This window comes from Microvirga ossetica (assembly GCF_002741015.1).
Classification (GTDB): Bacteria; Pseudomonadota; Alphaproteobacteria; order Rhizobiales; family Beijerinckiaceae; genus Microvirga; species Microvirga ossetica.
On record NZ_CP016616.1, the window covers coordinates 905,520 to 926,116 of the forward strand.

At 65.4% G+C, this 20,597-nt stretch carries 26 protein-coding genes and 1 tRNA gene; 11 read left to right on the forward strand and 16 right to left on the reverse strand.

The window, feature by feature from the left end; all coding sequences use genetic code 11:
- Positions 1-2 precede the first annotated feature (2 nt).
- Positions 3-1,502 carry a tripartite tricarboxylate transporter permease gene (locus tag BB934_RS04210; RefSeq protein ID WP_099508505.1) on the forward strand — a complete coding sequence of 500 codons (1,500 nt, stop codon included), beginning with the start codon at positions 3-5 and terminating at the stop codon, positions 1,500-1,502.
- Positions 1,503-1,543: 41 nt separating this feature from the next.
- On the opposite strand, the gene BB934_RS04215 is transcribed toward BB934_RS04210, so the two are convergent.
- The 4 genes from BB934_RS04215 to BB934_RS04230 form a co-directional block, all read right to left on the reverse strand.
- The gene (locus tag BB934_RS04215; RefSeq protein WP_099508506.1) at positions 1,544-1,867 is read right to left on the reverse strand and encodes a DUF2853 family protein; all 324 of its coding nucleotides are present in this window, start codon (positions 1,865-1,867) and stop codon (positions 1,544-1,546) included.
- Between the two features lie 196 nt (positions 1,868-2,063).
- Positions 2,064-2,561 (reverse strand): DUF2059 domain-containing protein, encoded by a 498-nt coding sequence (locus BB934_RS04220; protein WP_099508507.1) that lies wholly within the window; start codon positions 2,559-2,561, stop codon positions 2,064-2,066.
- Positions 2,562-2,590: 29 nt separating this feature from the next.
- A complete protein-coding gene (gene rpiA / locus BB934_RS04225) occupies positions 2,591-3,226 on the reverse strand; it encodes a ribose-5-phosphate isomerase RpiA (protein ID WP_237050290.1) in 636 nt (211 codons plus the stop codon).
- Between the two features lie 187 nt (positions 3,227-3,413).
- Positions 3,414-3,845, reverse strand: coding sequence for a hypothetical protein (locus tag BB934_RS04230; RefSeq protein WP_099508509.1), 432 nt, complete (start codon positions 3,843-3,845; stop codon positions 3,414-3,416).
- A 228-nt stretch (positions 3,846-4,073) separates the two neighbouring features.
- Here BB934_RS04230 and BB934_RS04235 point away from each other — a divergent pair, with 228 nt between their 5' ends.
- Complete coding sequence (locus BB934_RS04235; protein WP_173909419.1) at positions 4,074-4,775, forward strand: HAD family hydrolase; 702 nt, start codon at positions 4,074-4,076, stop codon at positions 4,773-4,775.
- A gap of 67 nt (positions 4,776-4,842) precedes the next feature.
- On the opposite strand, the gene BB934_RS04240 is transcribed toward BB934_RS04235, so the two are convergent.
- Positions 4,843-4,917: transfer RNA gene (locus BB934_RS04240), tRNA-Val, on the reverse strand.
- Positions 4,918-5,166: 249 nt separating this feature from the next.
- On the opposite strand from BB934_RS04240, the gene BB934_RS04245 reads away from it, so the two are divergent.
- Complete coding sequence (locus BB934_RS04245; RefSeq protein ID WP_099508510.1) at positions 5,167-5,751, forward strand: L,D-transpeptidase; 585 nt, start codon at positions 5,167-5,169, stop codon at positions 5,749-5,751.
- A gap of 224 nt (positions 5,752-5,975) precedes the next feature.
- Here the strand turns inward: BB934_RS04245 and BB934_RS04250 are convergent, their stop codons facing one another.
- The gene (locus tag BB934_RS04250) at positions 5,976-6,344 is read right to left on the reverse strand and encodes a gamma-butyrobetaine hydroxylase family protein (protein WP_099512623.1); all 369 of its coding nucleotides are present in this window, start codon (positions 6,342-6,344) and stop codon (positions 5,976-5,978) included.
- A gap of 94 nt (positions 6,345-6,438) precedes the next feature.
- Between BB934_RS04250 and moaA the strand changes: the two genes are divergently transcribed.
- From moaA to BB934_RS04265, 3 genes are all read left to right on the forward strand, one after another.
- Complete coding sequence (gene moaA, locus BB934_RS04255; protein ID WP_099508511.1) at positions 6,439-7,476, forward strand: GTP 3',8-cyclase MoaA; 1,038 nt, start codon at positions 6,439-6,441, stop codon at positions 7,474-7,476.
- An 8-nt stretch (positions 7,477-7,484) separates the two neighbouring features.
- A complete protein-coding gene (locus BB934_RS04260) occupies positions 7,485-8,291 on the forward strand; it encodes a transporter substrate-binding domain-containing protein (RefSeq protein ID WP_099508512.1) in 807 nt (268 codons plus the stop codon).
- Positions 8,292-8,483: 192 nt separating this feature from the next.
- Positions 8,484-9,350 (forward strand): NAD(P)-dependent oxidoreductase, encoded by an 867-nt coding sequence (locus BB934_RS04265; RefSeq protein WP_237050182.1) that lies wholly within the window; start codon positions 8,484-8,486, stop codon positions 9,348-9,350.
- A gap of 73 nt (positions 9,351-9,423) precedes the next feature.
- Here the strand turns inward: BB934_RS04265 and BB934_RS48380 are convergent, their stop codons facing one another.
- The 7 genes from BB934_RS48380 to BB934_RS04295 form a co-directional block, all read right to left on the reverse strand.
- Positions 9,424-11,646 carry a caspase family protein gene (locus BB934_RS48380; RefSeq protein ID WP_162299139.1) on the reverse strand — a complete coding sequence of 741 codons (2,223 nt, stop codon included), beginning with the start codon at positions 11,644-11,646 and terminating at the stop codon, positions 9,424-9,426.
- A 279-nt stretch (positions 11,647-11,925) separates the two neighbouring features.
- Positions 11,926-12,120: a hypothetical protein gene (locus BB934_RS04275; RefSeq protein WP_099508515.1), complete on the reverse strand. Its 195-nt coding sequence runs from the start codon at positions 12,118-12,120 to the stop codon at positions 11,926-11,928.
- Between the two features lie 11 nt (positions 12,121-12,131).
- Positions 12,132-12,923, reverse strand: a complete 792-nt coding sequence (locus BB934_RS04280; protein WP_099508516.1) for an enoyl-CoA hydratase-related protein — start codon at positions 12,921-12,923, stop codon at positions 12,132-12,134.
- 144 nt (positions 12,924-13,067) lie between these two features.
- On the reverse strand, positions 13,068-13,289 hold the full coding sequence (locus BB934_RS04285) for a hypothetical protein (RefSeq protein ID WP_099508517.1): 222 nt from the start codon (positions 13,287-13,289) through the stop codon (positions 13,068-13,070).
- Positions 13,290-13,447: 158 nt separating this feature from the next.
- Positions 13,448-13,804 (reverse strand): hypothetical protein, encoded by a 357-nt coding sequence (locus BB934_RS04290; RefSeq protein WP_099508518.1) that lies wholly within the window; start codon positions 13,802-13,804, stop codon positions 13,448-13,450.
- An 82-nt stretch (positions 13,805-13,886) separates the two neighbouring features.
- Positions 13,887-14,048 (reverse strand): hypothetical protein, encoded by a 162-nt coding sequence (locus BB934_RS46865; RefSeq protein ID WP_210422135.1) that lies wholly within the window; start codon positions 14,046-14,048, stop codon positions 13,887-13,889.
- Positions 14,049-14,212: 164 nt separating this feature from the next.
- A complete protein-coding gene (locus tag BB934_RS04295) occupies positions 14,213-14,854 on the reverse strand; it encodes a uracil-DNA glycosylase family protein (protein ID WP_099512624.1) in 642 nt (213 codons plus the stop codon).
- Between the two features lie 127 nt (positions 14,855-14,981).
- Between BB934_RS04295 and BB934_RS04300 the strand changes: the two genes are divergently transcribed.
- A complete protein-coding gene (locus BB934_RS04300; RefSeq protein ID WP_099508519.1) occupies positions 14,982-15,404 on the forward strand; it encodes a VOC family protein in 423 nt (140 codons plus the stop codon).
- Between the two features lie 2 nt (positions 15,405-15,406).
- Here the strand turns inward: BB934_RS04300 and BB934_RS04305 are convergent, their stop codons facing one another.
- Both BB934_RS04305 and cobT read right to left on the reverse strand, forming a co-directional pair.
- The gene (locus BB934_RS04305; RefSeq protein ID WP_099508520.1) at positions 15,407-15,919 is read right to left on the reverse strand and encodes a thermonuclease family protein; all 513 of its coding nucleotides are present in this window, start codon (positions 15,917-15,919) and stop codon (positions 15,407-15,409) included.
- Complete coding sequence (gene cobT, locus BB934_RS04310; protein ID WP_099508521.1) at positions 15,916-16,941, reverse strand: nicotinate-nucleotide--dimethylbenzimidazole phosphoribosyltransferase; 1,026 nt, start codon at positions 16,939-16,941, stop codon at positions 15,916-15,918. The genes BB934_RS04305 and cobT overlap by 4 nt, the downstream gene beginning before the upstream one ends.
- A gap of 77 nt (positions 16,942-17,018) precedes the next feature.
- Between cobT and cobS the strand changes: the two genes are divergently transcribed.
- From cobS to BB934_RS04325, 3 genes are read left to right on the forward strand one after another with little or no spacing between them, the layout of a single operon-like run.
- On the forward strand, positions 17,019-17,855 hold the full coding sequence (gene cobS, locus BB934_RS04315) for an adenosylcobinamide-GDP ribazoletransferase (protein WP_099508522.1): 837 nt from the start codon (positions 17,019-17,021) through the stop codon (positions 17,853-17,855).
- A gap of 15 nt (positions 17,856-17,870) precedes the next feature.
- On the forward strand, positions 17,871-18,086 hold the full coding sequence (locus BB934_RS04320; RefSeq protein WP_099508523.1) for a DUF1289 domain-containing protein: 216 nt from the start codon (positions 17,871-17,873) through the stop codon (positions 18,084-18,086).
- Entirely contained in the window at positions 18,086-18,790 is a 705-nt protein-coding gene (locus BB934_RS04325) for a retropepsin-like aspartic protease family protein (RefSeq protein WP_099508524.1), read from the forward strand. The genes BB934_RS04320 and BB934_RS04325 overlap by 1 nt, the downstream gene beginning before the upstream one ends.
- A gap of 264 nt (positions 18,791-19,054) precedes the next feature.
- On the opposite strand, the gene dusA is transcribed toward BB934_RS04325, so the two are convergent.
- On the reverse strand, positions 19,055-20,053 hold the full coding sequence (dusA, locus tag BB934_RS04330; RefSeq protein WP_099508525.1) for a tRNA dihydrouridine(20/20a) synthase DusA: 999 nt from the start codon (positions 20,051-20,053) through the stop codon (positions 19,055-19,057).
- 235 nt (positions 20,054-20,288) lie between these two features.
- Between dusA and BB934_RS04335 the strand changes: the two genes are divergently transcribed.
- Complete coding sequence (locus tag BB934_RS04335; RefSeq protein WP_099508526.1) at positions 20,289-20,597, forward strand: hypothetical protein; 309 nt, start codon at positions 20,289-20,291, stop codon at positions 20,595-20,597.

The following is a 20,597-nucleotide window of genomic DNA, read 5'->3' on the forward strand; positions in this document are numbered from 1 at the left end:
CCATGGAAGCCTTCGTCTCTCTCGCCAACGGCCTGTCCGTCGCGATCCAGCCGATGAACCTGCTCTTCGCCCTCATCGGCGTCCTGCTCGGCACCGCCGTCGGCGTTCTGCCCGGTATCGGCCCGGCCCTGACCGTGGCCCTGCTCCTGCCGATCACCTTCAAGCTCGATCCGGCAGGCTCGATCATCATGTTCGCCGGCATCTATTACGGCGGCATGTATGGCGGCTCGACCACTGCGATCCTGATCAACACCCCCGGAGAGAGCGCCTCCATGGCGACGGCGCTCGAAGGCAACAAGATGGCGAAGGCCGGCCGCGGCGGCCCGGCGCTGGCAACCGCTGCCATCGGCTCCTTCGTGGCGGGCACCATCGCGACGCTGGGCCTGACCTTCCTGGCCCCCTACCTCGTCGACATCGCCGTAAGCTTTGGGCCGGAGGATTATTTCGCGCTGATGGTTGTGGCCTTCGTGACCGTTTCGGCCACCTTCGGCGATTCCCCCGTGCGCGGTCTCACGAGCCTGTTCATCGGCCTTCTGCTCGGACTGGTGGGCATCGACATCCTCTCCGGCCAATCCCGACTGAGCTTCGGCGTGCCGGAGCTCTACGACAACATCGAGGTGACGACGCTCGCAGTCGGACTCTTCGCGGTCGGCGAAGCGCTCTACGTCGCCTCGCGCCGGCACGTGCATGAGGAGAAGCTCGAGGCCGTCCGCGGCTCTCTCTGGATGACCAAGGAGGACTGGAAGCGCTCGTGGAAGCCATGGCTGCGCGGAACGGCCTTCGGTTTCCCCATCGGCGCGCTTCCCGCCGGCGGCGCGGAGATCCCGACCTTCCTGTCCTACTCGACCGAGAAGCGGCTGACGAAGTACCCGGAGGAATTCGGCAAGGGCGCCATCGAAGGCGTCGCCGGTCCCGAAGCCGCCAACAACGCGGCCGCCGCCGGCACCCTCGTGCCGCTGCTGACGCTCGGCCTTCCCACCTCCGCCACCGCCGCCATGATGCTGGCCGGCTTCCAGCAATACGGCCTCAATCCCGGCCCCCTGCTCTTCGCGGACCAGCCGAATCTGGTCTGGGGCCTGATCGCCAGCCTGTTCATCGCCAACGCCATGCTGCTGGTGCTGAACCTGCCCCTGGTCGGCCTCTGGGTCAGGCTCCTAGCGATCCCGCAGCCCTGGCTCTATGCCGGCATCCTGGTCTTCGCCACCATGGGCACCATCGCGGCCAATCCGTCGCCGGTCGAGCTCATCATGCTGACGATCTTCGGCGTGCTCGGCTTCCTGATGCGCCGCTTCGACTTCCCGATCGCGCCGGTGGTGGTCGGCCTGATCCTCGGCCCGATTGCAGAAAGCCAGCTTCGGCGGGCGCTCTCGATCAGCCTGGGCGATCCGATGGTGCTGCTGCAGAGCCCGATCTCGGCAACGCTCCTCACCATCGCCCTGATCGCGCTGATCCTGCCCTTCTTCCTGAAGGGTCTCGGGCGGTTCAAGGCGGTCGAGGACTAAAGACATCAGGCGAAGCGGCCTCGCCGCTTCGCCGACATTTCCTACGCCGAGAAGGCCGAAAGCTTTCCGAACTGATCGGCGAGCAGGTAATAGACCGTCACGCGGTTCTTGCTGCGGTCGGCCTTCAGCTTTTCTCCGACCGCGAGAACGGCCTTGTCCAGCTCGGCATCCGATGCGGTCAGCCCGAGCTTCTTCTTCAGGAAGTTATCGCGGACCCGGACCACCTCTTCCTTGTCCGAGAACGAGACGAGGGCGGAATCGCGATTCTGCAGCGCGATTCCGAGATACCGCACGAGTCCGGCGATCGCCTTATCGTCCGCATTCGGGGCATATTTCTTGACGTCGGCAGCCCAATCTTCAGCCATGCTTCACTCCTCCGTGGCGCCCTGAATCTGGGCGCAGGGGCGAAAGGCTTCATCCGTCGGTCGGGCCGAGGGCCTGACCATCGCGATGAGAAGCCCTGTGCGGAAAGGGTAGTGCCGAGCTTGGCAGCGGCAAGGATGGCGCCCGTAAAACGAAAAGCCCGGCGCCCCGGGCTTTTCGCGTGGAAGCCGAGCAATATCAGTTCAGCTGATGGCCGCGCTTGCTCATTTCCTCGCGGGCGCGGGTCATGACGAACTGGGCGGTCTGCTGACTCCAAGTGGCGAGGTCGCGCACGATGTCGTCGAGCACGCCCGGCTGGATCTGCACGTATTTCACGCCGGCCGGCGACTTGTAGAACGTCGCGACGTCCTTCAGCTCGGCCTCGGTCAGGCGGCTCGCGAAAGCGCGGGCAGCGTTGTCGATCATCTTCTGCTTCTGCTGCTCGAGCTCCGGCCGGAGCATGGCCACGACCTGGTCCAGGTCCGTCCGGATCTCCGGGCGGGTCACGTTCATCTGCTGCAGCTGCTGGAGGAAGGGTTCGGACATCGCGTCGAACGAGCGGCTCATACCGGAACTGATGGCGACGTCGCGGGCGAGAGCAAGGTGGCTCGGGCTCGGCTGGGTCTGGGCGAAGGCGGGGCCGGCGAGCATGAACAGCGCGACCGAGGTCGCAGCCAGGCGGGAGATGCGGATCATAGAAGTGGCTCCATCGTCATAGCGTAGGGTCAGAGCTGACCGAGTTCGATGAGCCCATCCGCCGTTGCGAGGATCGCACCGGTGGCAAGGCCCAGGAAAAGACCATGCTCGACGACGCCGGGAATATTGTTCAGCGTCGAGGCAAGCACGTTCGGCTTGTCGATGCGCTCGAGATGCGCATCGAGAATGAAATGGCCTCCGTCTGTCACATAGGCCGCGCCGTCGGGGGCATGGCGAAGACGCAGCTCGCCGCTCATCCCGAGGCTGTCCAGGAGCCTGACGATGGCCCGCTCGGTGGCCGTGAGGCCGAAGGGCACCACCTCGATGGGCAGCGGGAACCGGCCGAGCTTCGCCACATGCTTCGAGCCGTCGGCAATGATGATCATGCGCTGGCTGGCGGAGGCCACGATCTTTTCCCGCAGGAGAGCCCCGCCGCCGCCCTTGATTAGGCGCAGGTCGTCGTCGAGCTCGTCGGCGCCGTCGACCGTCAGGTCGAGGTCGGGCGTCTCGTCGAGGGTCGACAGGGAAATGCCCTCGCGCTGCGCCTGGTCGCGGGTCGCCTCGGAGGTGGGAACGCCCACCACCTTGAGGCCGCCCCGCACGCGCTCGCCGATGGCGGCGACGAAATGCGCCGCCGTAGAGCCGGTGCCCAGGCCCAGCCTCATGCCGTCGGTGACGAGCCCGGCAGCCCTTTCGGCCGCAGCACGCTTGAGATTGTCGCTCACTGAAATCCTCTAGAATGCATTCGCCTCGGCCTGCCGAGACCGGTTTTCCTCGCCTCTAGCATGTCGAGGCGGCTGGAAGAAAGAACGTTTCATGCCCGGCCGGTGCCTGATGCCATGATATCGACGATCAGGGACGCTGCGGCGAGGCCCCCGTACCGGGATTGACGCTCGGCGTAGCGACCGGCGCCGCCGCTGAGGATGTGGCGGCCGAAGGGGTCGTCTGGGGCGTGCACACCACGCGCTCGTCGAAGACGTAGCAGATGCTCATCTGGCCGGTCCGGTAATTGACCCGGAAGATGCCGCCCTCCCGCTCGTGGCGGGACGCGACCAGACCATATTCCCCCGGTGTCTGGGGTCCGGCGCCGTCGCCCGCGCTGAAGCACAGCGTCACCCCAATTGTGCCTTCCTGTAGTCCATACTGGCAGGAGCTCACCTCGCCCGTGATCCGGTCGATCCGGTAAATCCGGTTCAGATCGGTCTGAGGCGCGGGGACAAAATCATAAGGAGCAGCCAGCGCGGGACCGACAAGGCCTCCCAGCGCCAAGGCCGCCGAAATCAACGCCGCGGAACCTCGAGCACCGGACCCAAAAGTGGGGACCACTTTTGGGATCGATCCGATGCTCAATCCCTTAAACGGCGCATCGTTCGATGCGCAGAACCGGGTCCACTTTTTCGCACGATGCGCGAAAGGCCGCATCCATCACTCCATTCGGTAAGAACGAATCAACCTTAAGACCATATCATCCCAAAGCTTGATTCCCTTGCCTCCAGCAGGTAGCCGACCTTCATGGCCATTGATACCCCGCACAACGTCTCGCCCATCGCCGTTTTCGACCTCGATGGAACCCTGGCCGATACGGCCGGCGACCTCGTCGGGACCCTCAACGTGATCCTCAAACAGGAGGGACTGGCTCCCCTGCCCGTTTCGAAGGCGCGCGACATGATCGGCGCGGGCGCCCGCGCCCTGATCCAGCGTGGGTTCGAGGCCGCCGGCAAGGAGCTGACGCCTGCCTATCTCGACGAGCTGTTCCGGCAGTTCATGATTCATTACGGAGAGAACATCTGTGTTGAGACGCGGCTCTATCCGGGGGCGGCCGAGGCTCTCGACAGGCTGGAGCAGGCCGGCTTCATCCTCGCCGTGTGCACCAACAAGGTCGAGGAGCACTCGGTCAAGCTTCTGCACGAGCTCGGAATCGGCCATCGCTTCGCCGCCAATTGCGGCCGCGACACCTTCCCCTACTTCAAGCCGGATCCGCGCCATCTGACCCTGACGATCGAACGGGCCGGCGGAAGCCCGGCGCGGGCTGTGATGATCGGCGATTCCCGGACGGATATCGTGACGGCCCAGAATGCCGGTATTCCGGCGATCGCGGTTCTCTTCGGCTATACGGACGTGCCGGTGCGCGAACTTGGGCCCGACCTGGTTGTCGGTCATTTCGACGAGCTGTTCCCTGCCGTGAAAACCCTGATGAGGCCGCTCGCGGCCTGACGCGACGACGCCGGCGCGCGAAAGATCCCTCGCACACGAAAAAGTGAAGCTTACTGTCAGGAAGGAATGGTGGGCGCGACAGGGATTGAACCTGTGACCCTTCGCGTGTGAAGCGAATGCTCTCCCGCTGAGCTACGCGCCCTGACAAGGGCCTTCTAAAGGCGCTTAACCCCTTGCGTCAAGCCAAAGAAGCGCCGCAGGCCCGAAGTATTTTGCGAACCGGAAATTGTGGCGCCGTGGCTTTAACCGCTCGCTTACGATGTGGCTGGATTGAGGCACTCCCGTACTAGGATTTTATAGCGAAACCCTGATAGACCTTGGATCCGAAGCGGGGCTGTTGCGTTAAGCAATTGTAGGACCTGCCATCAACAATGTCTTATCTGAGGCAATTATGGGACGCACACGCGCTGCCCTTTTCGGGCTAGCCTGCGCCTCCGTCGCTCTCGCGACGCCGGCTGCGGCATTCACGGCAATCGATCCACTCACCCGCCAGCCGCTCTACAGCGCTGAAGAAACATACCGGGCCCAGGCCGCGGCGATTCCGCGTCAGGTGGTCACCTATACCGGCCGCCATGCGCCCGGCACCATCGTCGTCTCCACGAGCGAACGCCGCCTGTGGTACGTGCTCGGCAACGGCCAGGCCGTCCAGTACGGCGTCGGCGTCGGCCGTCCGGGCTTCACCTGGGCCGGCAGCCATTCCGTCACCATGAAGCGCGAATGGCCGGATTGGCGTCCGCCGTCCTCCATGCTGAAGCGCCGTCCCGACCTGCCGCGCTACATGAAGGGCGGCCCTGACAACCCGCTCGGTGCCCGCGCCCTCTATATCGGCGGCACGATCTACCGCATCCACGGCTCCAACGAGCCGGAGACCATCGGCGAGGCAGTCTCGTCCGGCTGCATCCGCATGACCAATGAAGACGTGATGGACCTCTACAGCCGCGCCAAGGTGGGCGCGAGGGTCGTCGTCCAGCGCTGAGGTGAATTCACCGTCCTGACACGTCATGGCCGGGCATGTCCCGGCCATTTTTGTTTTCGAAAGGCACTTCACTGTCATTCCGGGCGCGTCTCTGGCGCGCCCGGAATCCATAAACACAACATCTCAAGGAGGACCGAGCAGCGTTACGTTTCTTCCGCACCCTCAGCGATTATGGATCCCGGGCTCCGCTGCGCGGCCCCGGAATGACAGTTCTGGACAAGTCGTCACCGCACCCGGTCCCGAGTCAGCCCCTTCGCGGCCAGCTCGTCGAGATAGGCCTGCCACCTCCCCCCCTGTTCTGCTCCGAGCCGGTAGAGATAATCCCAGCCATAGATCCCGCTGTCGTGCATGTCGTCGAAGACGAGCTTCACGGCATAATTGCCCACCGGCTGCACCCCGACGATCTCCACATTGCGCTTGCCCGGCACCGTCTTGCGCTCGGCGGGGCTGTGCCCCTGAACCTCGGCCGAGGGGCTGGTCACCCGCAGATATTCGGCGGGCAGATCGAAGGTTGTGCCGTCGTCGAAGGTCACCTGCAGGCTGCGCTTGTCCTTGGCCAGGCGCAGCTCCGTCGGCCAGCGCTCAGATGTCATAGGCTCAAACCCCTTCCCTGCTTCACGATTCCACGCTAACTGCTTGATGATCACATTGAAGGCAAGCTGTCGCGCGAACAAGGATTTCTCCCTCATGAGAGCCCTTCCGGCTCATCCCGAGAATTCCGATACCGGCCGGGCCCTGTTGGACCCGTTTGGCCGGGCGATCACCTATCTGCGCGTCTCGGTGACGGACCGCTGCGACTTCCGCTGCGTCTATTGCATGTCCGAGGACATGGCCTTCCTGCCCAAGCGCGATCTTCTCACCCTCGAGGAGCTCGACCGTATCTGCTCGACCTTCATCGCGCAGGGCGTGCGCAAGCTGCGCATCACCGGCGGCGAGCCCCTCGTGCGGCGGGATATCTTGACCCTGTTCCGCTCCCTCTCGCGCCATCTCGATGCGGGTGACCTCGACGAGCTCACCGTCACCACCAATGGCTCGCAGCTCGCCCGCCACGCGAGGGACCTCGCCGCCTGCGGCGTGAGGCGGATCAATGTCTCCCTCGATACCCTGGACGCGGACAAGTTCCGCCGCATCACCCGCTGGGGGGATCTCACCAAGGTGCTGCAGGGGATCGATGCGGCGCAGGAGGCTGGACTTCGGGTCAAGATCAACACGGTCGCGCTCAAGGGCGTGAACGAGGAAGAGATCGAGACGCTGCTGGAATGGGCCCATGGCCGCGGCATGGACCTGACCCTGATCGAGGTCATGCCGCTCGGCGAGATCGACGGGCTGCGCATCGACCAGTTCCTGCCGCTCTCTCTCGTGCGGGCCCGCCTGGCGTCGCGCTATACGCTCTCGGACCTCGACGACCGCACCGGCGGACCCGCCCGCTACATGCGTGTGAAGGAGACAGGCGGCCGCCTCGGCTTCATCACGCCGATGACCCACAATTTCTGCGAAAGCTGCAACCGCGTGCGGCTCACCTGCACGGGCCAGCTCTTCATGTGCCTGGGCCAGGAGGACGCTGCGGATCTGCGCGCTCCCGTGCGTGCCTCGGAATGCGACGAACCTCTCCGGCAGGCCATCGTCGACGCGATTTCCCGCAAGCCCAAGGGGCACGACTTCATCATCGATAGACGCCACGCCCGCCCCGCGCTGAGCCGTCATATGAGCGTTACAGGCGGTTAGGCCGGTCCATGCGTACAAGAGTTCTCTCCTTCGGTCGAAAGCTGGCCATCCTCGCAGCGGCGATGCTCGGGTTAAGCGCGTTTGCCGCTCAAGCCCAGGAAGCGGCCTCGCGGCCGAAGTCGGTGGTCCGGATCGCCGTCGAAGGCGCCTATCCGCCGTTCAACTTCATCGACGCCAACAACGAGCTGCAGGGCTTCGAGGTCGAACTCCTCAAGAGCCTCTGCGAGGCGATGGACACGGAATGCGAGCTTGTGCAGCACGAATGGGACGGCATCATCCGGGCGCTCGTGAACCGGGAATACGATGCGGTCATGTCCTCGCTGGAGATCACGGAACGGCGCCAGAAACGGATCGCATTCTCCGATCCGTATTATCGAATCCCCGCGGTCTTCATCGGCTCCAAGGAGACGGCGCCCGGCGCCGTCACGCCGGCGGCGATGGCGGGCAAGAAGATCGGCACCATCGAGCGCACCGACCACGAGGCCTATCTCAAGACCTTCTACAAGAACTCCGAGATCGTGCTCTACGCCAAGGCGGAGGAGGCCAATCTCGATCTGCTGGTCGGACGCATCGACGCGGTCTTCGCGGACGAATTGCTGCTGTCGAAATTCCTCGGCACCCGCGAGGGCGCCTGCTGCCACATCGTCGGCGATGCGCCGGCGGAGCCCGCCTATAAGCGCGAATCCTACGGCATCGGGCTGCGCAAGGAGGACGAGGAACTGCGCGAGCGTTTCAACCGCGCCATCGCGCAGGTGAAGGCGGACGGAACCTACGACCGCATCCGCGCCAAGTACTTTCCGTTCGATATCAAGTAAAAGGCGTTCGATTCACGCACTGCCACGTCTTGGCCGGCCCTGTGCCGGCCATCTCGATTGCATGAATCGCCGCGCCTTCCGTGAAGACCCGAGCATGGCTCCGCGCAAACCGAAGAGCCGCATCGGCTGAAAAACCGGGTCCACTTTTCCGCGCGATGCGCTAGAACCGAACGGCAATTCAGGGAGCAGATTATGGCGAAGGTTGCATTTCTCGGACTTGGCGTGATGGGCTATCCCATGGCGCGGCATCTCGCGGCGAAGGGCCACGAGGTGACGGTTTACAACCGCACCGCGGCCAAGGCCGAGAAATGGGTGTCCGAGAACGGCGGACGCGCTGCCGCGACTCCGCGCGAGGCCGCCGAGGGCCAGGAGATCGTCTTCGCCTGCGTCGGCAACGACGACGACCTGCGCCAGGTCACCCTAGGCCCGGACGGCGCCTTCCAGGGCATGGGCAAAGGCACCATCTTCGTCGACCACACCACCGCCTCGGCGGAAGTCGCCCGCGAACTGTACGCAGCCGCCAAGGACAAGGGCTTCTCCTTCATCGACGCTCCCGTCTCCGGGGGCCAGGCGGGCGCGGAGAACGGCGTGCTGACGGTGATGTGCGGCGGCGACGCCGATGTCTACGCCAAGGCCGAGCCTGCGATCATGAGCTTCGCCCGCGCCTCCCGGCTCCTGGGGCCTACAGGATCCGGCCAGCTCACCAAGATGATCAACCAGATCTGCATCGCCGGGCTCGTGCAGGGGCTCGCCGAGGGCGTTCATTTCGGCAAGAAGGCCGGTCTCGACATCGAGGCGGTGCTCGACGTGATCTCCAAGGGCGCCGCCGGTTCCTGGCAGATGGAGAACCGCGGCAAGACCATGAACCAGGGCAAGTTCGATTTCGGCTTCGCCGTCGACTGGATGCGCAAGGACCTGTCCATCGTGCTCGGCGAGGCGCGCAAGAACGGCGCCAGCCTGCCGGTCACAGCGCTGGTCGACCAGTTCTACGCCGACGTCCAGAAGATGGGCGGCAGGCGCTGGGACACGTCGAGCCTGATCGCACGGCTCGACAAGTAAGATTTTCGGGGGTTTCTCGAAAGCAAAGCGCCGGAGCTGAGAGGCTCCGGCGCTTTTCGTGTCGGTGGATGTATCAGCGAACCTCTTCTGTACCGCAGGGCCACCCTGGCCGGCAGCGCACGGCATTGCCGCCGCCCTGACGCCCTCCTCCGGAGGGACCCGGCACGGGACGGACCTGTTGCAGCTGCATGCGAGGCTGCGGCATCGGTCGCGGCGGCTCGCGGAAGGCACGCTCCTGGCGAGGGGCCTCCTGCATGCGCGGCATCGGGCGCGGCTGGAAAGCGGGCGCGTCGCGCCGCTCCATACGAGGCTCCATGCGCGGCCGAGGCAGGTCCGCTTCCCGGCGCGGATGGCGCTCCTCCGGCTGCGGCATTGTATTGGGAGGCCGGACGGCGAAGGGAGCCTGCGGCTCGGGCCTGATGCGTAGATCGCGACCGACATCGCCGCGACCTGGACGCTCGCGCTCGATCTCGATCCGTGGGCTTTGAGGGCGCGGCTGCCGCATCAGGCTCTCGCCGGCATCGAGCCTCGGATCCGGGGAGCGACCCGCATCGCGCACCGGCGCAGTCGGGCGCACCTCACGCGGCCCGGGATCGGGCCTGTCGGGCCGTGGGCCGCGATCCCTGTCGGGCCGCTCGCCCGGCCGGACATTCGCAGGCTGGCCGGCTTGCGGGAACGGAATCGGACGCGACGGCAGGGACGCGCGAGACCGAGGCGGCTCGCCGGGGCGGATGCCTCTGTCATCGCGCAGCGCCCGTGGATTGACCATGATCGGAATCGCCTCGACGGGAGCCGCAAGGCCCGGCTGCCGGGGCACGCGGGGCTGTTCCGGACGCAGGCCGCGGCGCGGGCGGGGGCCTTCGTCGCCCATGAGCGCCCCGAAGACCGGCGGCGCAGCGACGGGTATGGCCACTGGCCCGCGCGGGGTCCGCGGCGCAATGGGCTGATAGAAGTAGCGCGGAGGCCGGGCGCGCACCGGAACCGGGATCGGCATCGGAATCGGAAGCACGCCCGCCATGATGGGTAGCGGCGGTGGTTTGCGGATGATGGTGACGAACTCCTCGTCCTCATCCCACCGCGGCAGAAGATAGGCCGGCATCCGGGGCGGCGGCACATCACGGATGACGGTCACGACCTCGACCACCTCGACGCGCTCGATCCCGGGCAGCGGCGGCGGCAGGTCCTCGTAGACCACCTCGTCGAAGACGGCTGGCGGCGCATAGGGCGCCGAGAGCCGCGCGAGCCTGCGGCGGCTGTCGGGGGCGTGCGGGCCGTTCGGGTAATGGCGCAGATAGGTCCAGTAGGCCTCCCGCGTGTTGCGCGCCAGCGTGCGGCGCCAGACAACGGCCTCGCGCCGCGCCGCCAGGAGTGCCGTCACGCGGCGGGCGAGACGGTGATCGGGATAGCGGCGCAGGAAGTCCTGGTAGCCCTGGATCGTGTCGCGCTCGACGGCGATGGCATAGGCTTCCTCGGCCGGGACATCCTCGATCCGGCGCACCTCGCGCACCAGCGGCCTGTCCGCGCCCTCCGCCTGCTCGAAGAACGCGAAGGAGGCATTGCCGAGATTGGCCGTATGCCAGGGAATCTGCTCGCCGTTCGTGGCCTCGTGCGTGCGCAGGCGCGTGCGGGCGAAGACCTCGTCGAGCGGCAGGCCGGGCTGACGGATCATTTCTGCCAACGCGGTCGCATAGGCGCCATACGGCCCCTGCCCGTCGGCAGCGACGATGTTGGGAGCCGAGGAGAAGGCCACCAGGAAGCCGGCAGGCGATTCCATGAGTGCAAGGCCCTTGGCCACCGGCTCGCCGGAGGAGCCGAGGGGATAGTCACGCGCCATGTCGGCGACGATCACCCGCGCCTGAGCCGGGCTGCGCTCGAGGGAGCGAATGAGGTCGGAGACGCGGAAACCTTCGATCGGCACGTCCACGTCGCGCTCGATCCGGGCAACGACGGGGAGCAGGTAGTTCTCGCCTTCGAGCTGCACGCCATGGCCGGCCAGATAGACCGCCACCGTCGAGCCAGGCTCGAGATCCTGAACCTTGTCGAGGAAGTCGCGCACGAGGCTGCGCAGGTCGCTGGCGCTAAGATCGCGGCCCTGGACGACCTCGAAACCGGCGCTCGTCAGGGACTGCGCGATGAGGCCCGCGTCGTTCACGGCGGTCGGAAGCGCGCGCACCCGATAGGCGCCCTGCCCGATCACGAGAGCGAGCCGGTCTTGCGCCGCGGCGACGGACGCCTCACCGAGAACGGCCGTCAGGACGAAGGCGGAAAAAACGATAACACGTTTCAGGAACGACACGGTGCCCCCCGGATTTGCCCCGCTTTGCGGGATGACGGCGATAGAAAAGGTCAGGACGGTTGAATGGCCCGTGAACAAAACGGGACGATAGGGAAGCTCAAGTATCCAGCAGGCCGTAGAGACAGGGACTCACACTCGCCCTCATCCTGAGGAGCCGCTGAAAGCGGCGTCTCGAAGGAGGTTCTAGAGGGCACTGGATCCTCCTTCGAGACGGTCGCTTCGCGACCTCCTCAGGATGAGGGCAGAGGAAGATATAGAGGGTAGTAACGGGGACAAATCTCACCGCCGCGTCATCGTGAGGTAAACAATGAAGGCGCCGATCGCGAGGGCGAGGCCCATGAGCGCCATCTGGCGGGCTTCGCCCGTCAGGGCTGCATCCCGAAGGCGCTCGGCGCGCTCGGGATCACGCGACATGAAGAGCCCGATCACGATGCTCAAGGTGGCGAGGCCGAGGATCCAGTAGGTGGGGCGCATCGGTCGTCTCCTTATCGACCCTCGAACCGGGGCGGACGCTTCTCGCGGAAGGCCGCGACGCCCTCCATGAAATCGTGGCTCGAGCCCGCCTCGCCCTGGAGACGGGCCTCGAGGTCGAGTTGCTTTTCCAGATCGTTGGACAGGCTCTGCGCCACCGCCTGCTTGGTCAGGCGATAAGCGAGCCCCGGACCGGCCGCGAGCCTTGCGGCGAAAGCCGCCACATCGACCGCAAACGAGTCATCGTCGAACACCTTGTAGACGAGCCCCATGCGATGGGCATCCTCGGCAGAGGCCGGCTCCGCGCTGAGCATGAGCGCCAAGGCCAGCTTGGGGCCTATAAGGCGCGGCAGAATCCAGGTGCCGCCGGCATCGGGGATCAGGCCGATATTGGCGAACGCCTCCTGCAGATAGGCCGAACGGGCCGCCACGACGATGTCGCAGGCAAGCGCAATGTTCATGGAAGCGCCGACCGCCGGCCCGTTCAGGGCGGCGATGGTGGGCTTGGGATAGTTGGATAGCTTGAGCACCAGCGGATTGTAGTCGCGGGTGAGCGCGGGGCCGAGGTCGAGACGGCCTTGCTCGTCGCGCTTGAGGTCCACCGTCAGGTCCTGCCCCGAGGAGAAGGCCCGCCCCTCGCCGGTGAGCACCACCACGCTTACGGCTTCCACGCGTTCGCAGTTGTCGAGCGCCTCGCGGAGCTCCGCATGCATGGTGGCGTTGAATGCATTCATCTTGTCGGGCCGCGCCAGCGTGATCGTCGCGACCGGACCGTCGACGGTGCAGCGCAGGGTGGTCGGACTCATGCCTCAAGCTCCTCATCGTGGAGCTTGAACATAGTACGGAACCAGGAGCCGAGAACCCGGAAAAGCCCGTTTCAGACTAAGGAAGAATATCGGAGCCGACGACCGGTCTCCCGGAACTTCAACCGGCGAGGCGGCCCTGTCACGTCAGAGATCGGTAGGCTTGAACACCTCGAAACGAGCGCTCAGGTCGCTCTCCAGGGCTGCCCGGCTATAGACCTCCCCCGTGCTTCTGATCTCGTAGCGGGGCTCCTCGCCGCCCGAGGGCAAGAGCTTGGTGATGACGAAAGCTCCCGTCCAGGCAGGGCCGATAAACCGCTTGGCCGTGAATGTCACATGCTGCCCACGCGCGTAAAGATACTCGGACACGGAAATTCCTTTCGAGGACGAACGTCGAGATTGAACGAGGCCTTCTGTTGGACCGTTCCGACGATCAGAGAACGATCATGAAGAAGATGCCGAAGCAGAAAGTGACGGCGAGGATTGGCGACGTTCGCGCGGTCTCCGTCAGAACGGATCCTTCACCGTCACGGCTGCGGGTGCCTAACCGAATAAGCCTGCTCGTTCTTATGCTGGGCTCTGCGCGGCAGGCTCGACCACGGAACGAGGTTGAGATTGGCGGACTCGTTCATGCCGGCGCCGTCTAGAAGTTCCAGGATGTCCACGTCCTGAAAGGCGCTCATCGGCGACGCGTCCTGGCGCAACTCGTCTTGACCGGCAACACAATCATAAGGCCGGGTGACGGATCGTATCTGGTACTGCGGCTCGGGACGCCTCGAATCCAGGCAGCCGACGATCGTGTAGGGCTGTTTGCACACGAGATGAGGAAAACGCTGCTCCGTATAAAGAACATGATCTCCGACGGCAAAGTGGTGTGCTTTCATGGGGGCCGTTCCTTCATGATGTCCGTGCAGGCCGCAATGCACGAACGGGGATTCTCCCCCTGCGGCCACCGAGCCGAATTGCTCAGAATCGTCGGGCCAGACCCCAGATCTCGACGTCCTGGGCTGCCACTTCATGAGGCAGCACATATCGTTCTTCCACACGGGCGATGAGTTGCGCCTTGGTCTTGATTTGAGCGAGATCCGACATGGAGAGACGATCCCACTTGGCCTGGGCATCACGCATGTGCCGTCCGGCAAAGATATTATCGTCGCCACTTTTAATATTTATCATGAAATGTATTCATTCTCCGCTATATCAACGGAGGAAATCATACATCGTTCCAAGTTATTCAAGTTAAAGCCATTATTTTTACTTTTTTAAATCAGTAATTTTGGAGGCCCTTTCAGTTAAAAATGCCTTGCCTGAGAGAGGAGCGCACCAATTTCGCCCTGAAGCACGGGCAGCAGCTCGGCTTCGAACCAAGGATTTTTCTTAAGCCAGCCGTTGTTGCGCCAAGACGGATGCGGCAGCGGCAGGATGCGCGGCTTCTGCGGATTGCCGAGAATGTCCCGCCAGCGTCGGACGGTCTCCGTCAACCCTCCCTCGAAACCGTCGCGCAAATGCCAGGCCTGGGCGTATTGGCCGATCAGCAGGACGAGATCGAGATTGGGAAGCGCCTCGAAGAGCGGCCGCCGCCACGCCTCGGCGCATTCCCGGCGCGGTCCGAGATCGCCCCCCTTGGAATCCTGCCCGGGAAAGCAGGAGCTCATGGGCACGATGGCGACCTTGGAGGGGTCGTAGAATATGGCCTTGTCGAGCCCGAGCCACTCGCGCAGCCGGGTGCCGGAGCGGTCGTCGAACGGGATGCCGCTGGCATGAGCCCGCGTTCCCGGCGCCTGGCTCGCGATGCAGAGGCGCGCCGTGACGCTGCCCTGGACGATGGGACGCGGCTCATGCGGCAGGGCCGCGCCATAACGCGGGGCATCGCGGCAGATCCGGCAGGCTCTCAATCGCGAGGCGAGGTCTTCGAAATCCTGTGGGGAATCCATCCCCGACAGATGGGGATCGGAGAGGGATTTATCGAGGATTGCGGCCGACCTCGCGGAGTGGCAGCCTGTCGCCGTCCGGACGTTCATCATCCGACGCGAACAGGCACTGCCAACAGGACGAGGATCCATGAAACCGCGCATTTCCGTGCTGACGCTCGGCGTCGACGATCTCGAAAAGGCCGTCGCCTTCTACCGCGACGGACTCGGGCTTGCGACCGAAGGCATCGTCGGCAAGGAGTTCGAGCATGGCGCCGTCGCCTTCTTCGACCTGCAATCGGGATTGAAGCTGGCACTCTGGGCGCAGGAGGACATTGCTTACGATACGGGCCTTCCGAAAACCCCGCGCTGTCCGACCGGGTTTACGATCGGCCATAACGTCGCGAGCAAGGACGAGGTCGACGACGCGATGGAGAAAGCGCGAAAAGCCGGCGCAACCGTTTTCAAGGAGGCCCAGGACACGTTCTATGGCGGCTATGCCGGCTATTTCCGGGACCCGGACGGGCATGTCTGGGAGGTCGTCTGGAATCCCGCCTTCCTCCCTGCGGACTGATTTCAGCCCCGGTGCGAATGCTCCCGGCGCCAATCCTGCGGGCGCTCGAAGGCGCCTTGCCACAGGCCGACCGAGCGGCTGCGGGCGCGGGTTTCCTCCGGGTCATAATCGCGCCCGTATGAGACGGCCCAGCCGTCCTCGACCATGCGGGCGCCGATGTCTCTGCCGTTCACTGTGCAGCGGGCGAGGATACGCTGATAGCGGTCGCGGCCGGCGGCGCGGCAGCGGACAGTCTCGCCGGAGACGAGGTCGATCAGCGCGCGGCGAGCCGTGTCGCCGCAGGCATAGGAGCGGCCGGCGCGGGAGCATCTCTGCTCCATCTCGGGCGCATCGATGCCCTTGATGCGGATTCGCGCCTCGCCGATGCGGATCGTGTCGCCGTCCGTGACCTGGGCCCGGCCCTCGAGCGACCGGGCGGAGGGCTTCAGCATGAGAGCGGCCCCACCGGCGAGGCCGAGTGCGACGACGAGGGATGTGATGCCGCTCGACCGGGAGCGGCGGCCGAACCGTCTCACGACAGGCGCTCGGACACTCCCGCCTGGCCGAAGGTCGCCATATCCCGATGGACGGCGGCCGCGGCCTTCACCAAGCCGGCGGCCAACGCCGCGCCCGATCCTTCGCCGAGCCGCATGCCGAGGGCGAGAAGCGGAATCTTGCCGAGGCGCCCGAGCACGTCCTGATGCGCCCCTTCGGCGCTGAGATGACCGGCGATGCAGTGATCGATGGTGGATGGGTGGATGGCGTGGAGGATGGCGGCGGCGGCGGTCGCCACGTAGCCGTCGAGCACCACCGGGATGCGCTGCAGGCGCGCGGCGAGGATCGCGCCGGCCATGGCGGCGATCTCGCGCCCGCCGACGCGGCGCAGCACTTCGAGCGGATCCTTCAGGTGGTCACCGTGATGGGCGATGGCCGCCTCGACCGCCGCGACCTTGCGCCGGAGCCCTTCGTCGTCGATGCCCGTGCCGCGCCCGACCCAATGCTCGGCCGGCCCGCCGTAAAGGGCCGTATAGATCGCCGCCGCGACGGTGGTGTTGCCGATGCCCATCTCGCCGATGGCGAGGAGGTCCGTGCCGCCGGCGATCGCCTCCATGCCGAAGGCCATGGTGGCGACGCAGGCCTTCTCGTCCATGGCATCGGTCTCGGTGATGTCGCCGGTCGGCATATCGATGGCCAGATCGAAGACCTTGAACCCTAGGCCATAGGCCGCGCAGATCTGGTTGATGGCCGCCCCGCCCGCCGCGAAGTTCTCCAGCATCTGGCGGTTCACGTCCGACGGAAAGGCCGAGACGCCCTTGGCGGTGACGCCGTGGCTTGCCGCGAAGACGCAGACCAGCGGGCGGTCGACGCTGAGATTGGGCTTGGCCTGCCAGGCGGCGAGCCATTCGGCGATCCACTCGAGGCGGCCGAGGCTTCCGGCGGGCTTGGTGAGCTGCCGATCGCGCATCCGCACGGCCTCGACGGCGGCCTCGTCCGGGCCGGGCACGGTCGTGATCAGGCGGCGGATATCGTCGAAAGGTGAGGAAACGGCATCGGACATGAAGGGCTCCGGCCCAGGGGGCATTGCAGAACGCGAAGAGGCGTGACCTATAACGACCCACGCACGCGGGGTGAAGCATGTCGGAGCAATTTGAGAGGGGCGAGGCAGCGCCGGCCGGCGGCTGGCAGGCGGTCGCATGCGACCTAGCCCATTGCATGCGCTTCTATTCCCGCCTTCCGGTGCCAGCCCTGCCTTGGGAGCAGGACGCCCATGCGCTGCCGAGCTTTCCGCGCCTGGTGCGCGTGATCCCCCTGGCAGGCCTCCTGCTCGGGCTCGTGCCGGCAGCCGCGCTGATTGTGGCTCTCATCCTCGATCTCGGCCCCTGGCTTTCCGCGATACTCGCCGTCGCTACCATGGTGCTGGCGACCGGAGCCCTGCACGAGGACGGGCTTGCCGATGTCGCCGACAGCTTCGGCGGCACCACCCGCGACAAGCGCCTCGAGATCATGCGCGACAGCCGCATCGGCTCCTTCGGCGCCGCAGCCCTGTTCCTCGCTCTGGCGCTCAGGATCGGCGCCTTGGCGGAAATCGTCTCGCGGGCGGATGCACTCGCCGCCGTCGCGGCAATCCTGATCACCGCCTCCCTGTCCCGCACGGCCGGCCTGATGCCCCTGGTCTTTCTCCCGCCGGCCCGGCGGGACGGCCTGTCTCACGCGGTCGGGCAGCCGCCGCGGGAGACGTTCTGGCTCGCGGCCGGAATCGCGGGCGCCATCGCCGTCGCCCTGGGCGCGCTCGCCGGCCTGCCGCCTTTCGGCATCGCCCTGACGATCGTCCTCTCGGGCCTTGCGGGTCTCGCCCTCACCGGCTTTGCGGCCCGTCATCTCGGCGGGCAGACGGGCGACATCGTCGGCGCCGCGCAGCAGGTCGCGGAAATCGCTGCGCTGATCGGCCTCTTGACCGTTCTCGCACCGTGACGACATGAAGGTGAGATGACCCGCGTCTCCAGCCCCTGCATCCGCGTCTGCACGCTCGATCCCGAGACGGGGCTCTGCGAGGGCTGCGGCCGCACGCGCGAGGAGATCACCCGCTGGTATCGCATCCCGGAAGAGGAGCGCCAGCTCATCATGGCGGAGCTGCCGGAGCGCATGCGCCAGGCCTTCGCCCTCGAATCGCCCTTCGCGCCCGAACCCGACAAGGCGGAGTGATGCCAGGCATTCGCGGCGCCGGTTTTCTTCTTCTGATCGCCTCCCTCGTGATGGGGCTTTTCGCCGACGATCCCATCGGCGATTTTTCGGCCCTCGAAGCATCGGGCCTCTTGGCGCTGGGCGGGCTCGCCCTGCTCATGGCCGCGTCCATCGTCGAAGGCTTCGTGCGCCATTGGACCTACGGCGTGCAGGCGATCGCGGTCAGCGGCGGCGTTCTCGTCGCGCTCATCGTCACCTATGCCTCCCGCGACGAATTGCAGACCGTGCTCGACCGCGCCATCGGCGACATCGCCGTCGGCCGCACGATCCTGACCCCGGAGGGCGAAACGGTGGCAGCGCGGCGCACGGACGGCAGCTTCATGGTGCGGGGCGAGGTCAACGGCCACGAGACCCGCTTCATCTTCGACACCGGCGCGAGCACCGTGGTCCTGCGCGCGGAGAACGCCGCGGCGCTCGGCTTCACGCCCGACAGCCTCGATTATTCGATCCCCGTCTCCACCGCCAACGGCGCCGCGATGGCAGCACCCGTCGTGATCGACCGCCTGACAATCGGCGCGATCACGGAGCGCAACGTGCGCGCGCTCATCGCCCGCTCGGGCGTGCTGCACGCGAACCTGCTGGGCATGTCATTTCTGGAGCGGCTCGGGTCGTATGAGGTACGGGGCAATCGGCTGATCTTGCGCGGCCGAGAGAGCGATGGCTGACACACGCCGTCATCCCGGACGCCGAAGGCGGTCCGGGATCGTCTGATGAGTGTAGCGCGTGAACCTCGACGCTGTCATTCCCGCGAGCGCGGACCCGAAGGGCCGCGCCGCAGGCGTGGAAATCTATAACTGCTGACAGTGCCTTGCTTGACCAACGTCGTGGTTATGGATCCCGGGCTCCGCTGCGCGGCCCCGGGATGACAGTGCTCTATTCGTCCAACGATCCCGGATCTGCGCTGCGCTCCGTCCGGGATGACTGTCAGTTTATTCAGCAGCCTTCAGAGCAGGCACGGCCTCGACTCGCGCCACATGCGCCACCGCGTCCCGCAGCGTCTGCAAATTCGCTCCCGGCTTCACCGCCTCCGTCGCCAGATGCCGGCGATAGGCGCGCGCTCCGGGGCGGCCGGTGAAGAGGCCGAGCATGTGGCGGGTGATGTTATGAAGGCGCTCGCCCTTCGCGAGCTGCTCCGCGATGTAAGGCTCGTAGGCCTCGATTGCCTCAAAGCCGTCCGCGACCGGAGCGGCCTCGCCGTAAAGCTCCGGATCGACCGCGAGCAGAATCTCGGGCTCGTGATAGGCGACGCGGCCGAGCATCACGCCGTCCACGTGCTTCAGGTGCTCGTGCACCTCAGGCATCGTCTTGATGCCGCCGTTGATGGCGACGGTCAGGTCGGGACGCGCCTGCTTCAGGCGATAGACCCGGTCGTAATCGAGTGGCGGGATGTCCCGGTTCTCCTTCGGCGACAGGCCCTTCAGCCAGGCCTTGCGGGCGTGGACCGTCAGCTCGTCGCAGCCCGCCGCCGCCACGCAATCGGTGAGGCGGTTCAAGGCCTCTTCCGTATCCTGATCGTCCACGCCGATGCGGCACTTCACCGTCACCGGCAGGGAGACGGCCGCCTTCATGGCCGCCACGCATTCGCCCACCAGCACCGGCTCCTGCATGAGGCAGGCGCCGAAGCGGCCGTTCTGCACCCGGTCGGAAGGGCAGCCCACGTTGAGGTTGATCTCGTCATAGCCGAAATCGGCGCCGATCCTGGCAGCCTCGGCCAGATCCTTCGGATCCGACCCGCCAAGCTGCACAGCCACCGGATGCTCAGACCCGCTGAAGCCCAGAAGCCGTTCCCGCGGCCCATGGATGACCGCCCCCGTCGTGACCATCTCCGTATAGAGCCGCGCCCGGCGCGACAGAACGCGATGGAACGCCCGGCAATGCCGATCGGTCCAGTCCATCATGGGGGCCACGGTGAGGAATTTCTGGGTCATCTCAGGAAAAACGGTTGGCTGGGCGCCGGAAAGTAGCGCCCTTTCATATGGGGATGGCGGGTGTAAGGCAAATAGCGGACGTCTCATCTTCCGAATGGCCGGGTTTCACAATGTATCCAACTAGATGAACGTTCATTCATATATGTAAAAATTAATCAATTTTCTCATCAGGAACAACTTGTCTAAATATTCGTTCTTTCCGTCCAAGACGTTCACTCTGATAAGGAGTATAAACATGAAGAAGACACTTGGACTTTCATGCGCCGCCGCCCTGCTGTTCGCCATGCCGCTGTCAAGTTACGCGCAGTCTTCGAACACTAACATGAATTCAAACAGCGCCTCACAATATGCTCCGGGGCAAAAGATGCAAAATGACACCACGGGTCCGACAACCAGTCCCGGCGCCTCGGGCTATGCCCCCGGTCAGAAGATGCAGAACGACATCACCGGATCGGTGAGAGGCCAGGGTGCTTCGAGCTACTCCCCCGGCCAGCAGAAGAAGCTGCCGACAGACGCGCCTAATGGTGCGACGCTGCGCAAATAG

What these genes read in the sequence shown, in the direction of transcription:
- rpiA (WP_237050290.1), bottom strand. Translation starts at nt 3,226, where the DNA reads ATGAGGCTGGGCCTGGGCACCGGCTCTACGGCGGCGCATTTCGTCGCC.
- cobS (WP_099508522.1), top strand. Translation starts at nt 17,019, where the DNA reads ATGTCGGAGCAATTTGAGAGGGGCGAGGCAGCGCCGGCCGGCGGCTGG.
- BB934_RS04260 (WP_099508512.1), top strand. Translation starts at nt 7,485, where the DNA reads ATGCGTACAAGAGTTCTCTCCTTCGGTCGAAAGCTGGCCATCCTCGCA.
- BB934_RS04235 (WP_173909419.1), top strand. Translation starts at nt 4,074, where the DNA reads ATGGCCATTGATACCCCGCACAACGTCTCGCCCATCGCCGTTTTCGAC.
- dusA (WP_099508525.1), bottom strand. Translation starts at nt 20,053, where the DNA reads ATGACCCAGAAATTCCTCACCGTGGCCCCCATGATGGACTGGACCGAT.
- BB934_RS04300 (WP_099508519.1), top strand. Translation starts at nt 14,982, where the DNA reads ATGAAACCGCGCATTTCCGTGCTGACGCTCGGCGTCGACGATCTCGAA.
- moaA (WP_099508511.1), top strand. Translation starts at nt 6,439, where the DNA reads ATGAGAGCCCTTCCGGCTCATCCCGAGAATTCCGATACCGGCCGGGCC.
- BB934_RS04280 (WP_099508516.1), bottom strand. Translation starts at nt 12,923, where the DNA reads ATGAGTCCGACCACCCTGCGCTGCACCGTCGACGGTCCGGTCGCGACG.
- BB934_RS04290 (WP_099508518.1), bottom strand. Translation starts at nt 13,804, where the DNA reads ATGAAAGCACACCACTTTGCCGTCGGAGATCATGTTCTTTATACGGAG.
- BB934_RS04250 (WP_099512623.1), bottom strand. Translation starts at nt 6,344, where the DNA reads ATGACATCTGAGCGCTGGCCGACGGAGCTGCGCCTGGCCAAGGACAAG.
- BB934_RS04215 (WP_099508506.1), bottom strand. Translation starts at nt 1,867, where the DNA reads ATGGCTGAAGATTGGGCTGCCGACGTCAAGAAATATGCCCCGAATGCG.
- BB934_RS04265 (WP_237050182.1), top strand. Translation starts at nt 8,484, where the DNA reads ATGGCGAAGGTTGCATTTCTCGGACTTGGCGTGATGGGCTATCCCATG.
- BB934_RS04325 (WP_099508524.1), top strand. Translation starts at nt 18,086, where the DNA reads ATGCCAGGCATTCGCGGCGCCGGTTTTCTTCTTCTGATCGCCTCCCTC.
- BB934_RS04220 (WP_099508507.1), bottom strand. Translation starts at nt 2,561, where the DNA reads ATGATCCGCATCTCCCGCCTGGCTGCGACCTCGGTCGCGCTGTTCATG.
- BB934_RS04210 (WP_099508505.1), top strand. Translation starts at nt 3, where the DNA reads ATGGAAGCCTTCGTCTCTCTCGCCAACGGCCTGTCCGTCGCGATCCAG.
- BB934_RS46865 (WP_210422135.1), bottom strand. Translation starts at nt 14,048, where the DNA reads ATGCGTGATGCCCAGGCCAAGTGGGATCGTCTCTCCATGTCGGATCTC.
- BB934_RS04320 (WP_099508523.1), top strand. Translation starts at nt 17,871, where the DNA reads ATGACCCGCGTCTCCAGCCCCTGCATCCGCGTCTGCACGCTCGATCCC.
- cobT (WP_099508521.1), bottom strand. Translation starts at nt 16,941, where the DNA reads ATGTCCGATGCCGTTTCCTCACCTTTCGACGATATCCGCCGCCTGATC.
- BB934_RS04295 (WP_099512624.1), bottom strand. Translation starts at nt 14,854, where the DNA reads ATGGATTCCCCACAGGATTTCGAAGACCTCGCCTCGCGATTGAGAGCC.
- BB934_RS04245 (WP_099508510.1), top strand. Translation starts at nt 5,167, where the DNA reads ATGGGACGCACACGCGCTGCCCTTTTCGGGCTAGCCTGCGCCTCCGTC.
- BB934_RS04275 (WP_099508515.1), bottom strand. Translation starts at nt 12,120, where the DNA reads ATGCGCCCCACCTACTGGATCCTCGGCCTCGCCACCTTGAGCATCGTG.
- BB934_RS04335 (WP_099508526.1), top strand. Translation starts at nt 20,289, where the DNA reads ATGAAGAAGACACTTGGACTTTCATGCGCCGCCGCCCTGCTGTTCGCC.